A 2,116-nucleotide genomic window follows, 5' to 3' on the forward strand; every position below is an offset into this window, starting at 1 on the left:
CAACATGCCGGCGGCTTCCAGCTGTGAAGCCGCCGGATACCGCTTCAGTATCAGACCGGATGTACTGATGGCCGTCGTAGCCACGCCGATGTTTCTAAAGCAGCATGGGAGTCCACGAAACCCGCGTGATCTGGCCGAGTTTCCCTGCATCAATCTGCGGCTGCCGACACCCGGCGAACTTTTCCCCTGGCAGTTCAGGAAAAGCGGCAAGGACATACGAATCACAACGTCTGGGCAACTTGTTCTGACCAGCCTTTTTCAGATACGCGAGGCCTGTCTGGGCGGGCTGGGGCTCGCCTGGCTACCGCATGATCTTGTGGCTTCCCGAATTGCGACAGGAGAGCTGGTCGAGGTGCTCTCACAATGGCAAAAGGTTTTCGAGCCCTATCACCTTTACTATCCAAGCCGTCGCCAACACTCATCGGCGATGGCTGCTTTCATCGCCGCATTGCAGGCTTCATTACGGGAGTAGTGTCTGCTTTTGGGATATCCAACATTCACACGCATTGTCTGACACGAGGCGTGTTCTGACGGCAGTTTCTGCTTCACGAACAGCGTATTCGCTTGATGGAGTAATGATCCATTTGTCCGTCTTCCGAAAGAAATGTGGCGTGTTCAGCTTGCGCTTGCGCCATAAGGAGATGGTCAAACGGATCACGATGATGCAGAGGCAAAGACATCAGGATCTGTAGGTGCTCGGGCTGTATTTGTAATAGAGAGAAACCTTCTTCAGGAATGGCTGCCAGAATATCGTTCATATCCGCATCCAGCTTTCCGATACGGATTTTGATCGCAATCTCCCAGAGTGACACGATACTCACCAGAATATCGTGAACCGGGTCTGCGATGATTTCCCGTGCAGTCTCACCCAGCCGGGCGGAGTCCGAAAGCCACCACAGCAACGCATGTGTATCAAGCAGAACCTTCACAGGTCGCGTTCCATGCTTTCAAGAAGGTCCGGCGGTGTCTCATCAAAATCTTCGCTTATTCTGATCCGTCCGCGCAATGCGCCGGGTTGACGACGGGGGCGATAGGAAGAGGCTGGCGGCCGCAGTTCGGCTACGACCTGGTCATGAGACGTCACCAAGATCGTACTGCCCTGCCTGACCTGACGCAGATACGCTGTCAGGTTTCCCCGGAACTCCCGAACACCGATTTTCCGTGGTAATGGTGCGTTATCTGAAAGATGCTGGCTCATGGTCTCCTCCCTATGTGTCATCATAACATGTACACATAGGGAGGAGGTAGAGAATTCCTGAGGCATGTTTGTTTCAGAGATCAGTGGCTTCCGACAGAGCCAGAGCGTCCTCGACATCCACCCCAAGGTATCGAACCGTACTATCCAGTTTTGAATGACCCGGCAGGATCTGTACGGCTCGGATATTACCGGTTCGTTTGTAAATCATGGCAACCTTAGTCCGGCGGAGCGAATGAGTTCCATATTCCCCGGCGATCAGTCCCACCGCCTGAACCCATTGATCCAGAAGCCGGGCGTATTGCCTTGTGCTCAGGTGAGCTTTGGCGCTTAGGCGACTTGGAAAAACATACTCATTTAAGCCACCACCTCGATGTTCCAGCCACGCCCGCACGCTTTCTCGCGTTGTTTCTGTAATTTCGAATTGCACAGGTCGCCGGGTTTTCTGCTGGACGACCATCGCTCAGTGGCGCACCTGACCACTGGTAACGATGTCGCCGATACGAAGGCTGACAAGATCGCAGCCTCTGAGTTTGCTATCGAGAGCAAGATCAAACAAAGCTCTGTCTCTGACACGCTGTTCGCTCCCCAGCCAGAACCGAATAGCCTAGACGTGCTTTTCTTTGAGCGCCCGCTTGGCGCCAACCATTTTTCCTGCATTCCAAGGCACGGACGCCTTCAGCGTAGGCGATGGAAAACGCGTTTTCTTTTCCATGATACTTTCTCCTGATCAGCTGCACATGCAGCAATCAGAAGTCTGCAAAGGATATCGACGGATAACGAGAACTATTGCAGACTGTCCGCTTTCCGGAAATCCGCAAGATTCCGATTATGACCGACATGAGGCGTGAGCAGCCTGTCCGCTTGCCTGAAGGGTTTCGGGCGCCGCGAGGCGTACGAAAGTCTGGGAAGACCGAACCC

Annotated in this window: 4 protein-coding genes; 1 reads left to right on the forward strand and 3 read right to left on the reverse strand. The window is 53.8% G+C overall.

Annotated features, from left to right (window positions below; translation table 11 throughout):
• Positions 1–472 (forward strand): LysR substrate-binding domain-containing protein (locus tag APA10_RS11720; protein WP_250698542.1); only part of this gene is annotated, 472 nt, incomplete at its 5' end.
• Between the two features lie 73 nt (positions 473–545).
• On the opposite strand, the gene APA10_RS11725 is transcribed toward APA10_RS11720, so the two are convergent.
• Genes APA10_RS11725 through APA10_RS15450 form a run of 3 tightly spaced genes read right to left on the reverse strand, consistent with a single transcriptional unit; the run spans position 546 to position 1,655 of the window.
• Positions 546–929 (reverse strand): type II toxin-antitoxin system VapC family toxin, encoded by a 384-nt coding sequence (locus tag APA10_RS11725; protein WP_003631357.1) that lies wholly within the window; start codon positions 927–929, stop codon positions 546–548.
• Positions 926–1,264, reverse strand: coding sequence for a type II toxin-antitoxin system Phd/YefM family antitoxin (locus APA10_RS11730; protein WP_174714334.1), 339 nt, complete (start codon positions 1,262–1,264; stop codon positions 926–928). Before APA10_RS11730 ends, APA10_RS11725 begins: the two co-directional genes overlap by 4 nt.
• Positions 1,265–1,271: 7 nt before the next feature.
• A complete protein-coding gene (locus APA10_RS15450; RefSeq protein ID WP_231111046.1) occupies positions 1,272–1,655 on the reverse strand; it encodes a tyrosine-type recombinase/integrase in 384 nt (127 codons plus the stop codon).
• Positions 1,656–2,116: the final 461 nt, after the last annotated feature.

It is taken from the genome of Acetobacter pasteurianus subsp. pasteurianus LMG 1262 = NBRC 106471, assembly GCF_000285275.1.
GTDB classification, from domain to species: domain Bacteria; phylum Pseudomonadota; class Alphaproteobacteria; order Acetobacterales; family Acetobacteraceae; genus Acetobacter; species Acetobacter pasteurianus.

What these genes read in the sequence shown, in the direction of transcription:
- APA10_RS15450 (WP_231111046.1), bottom strand. Translation starts at nt 1,655, where the DNA reads ATGGTCGTCCAGCAGAAAACCCGGCGACCTGTGCAATTCGAAATTACA.
- APA10_RS11730 (WP_174714334.1), bottom strand. Translation starts at nt 1,264, where the DNA reads ATGCCTCAGGAATTCTCTACCTCCTCCCTATGTGTACATGTTATGATG.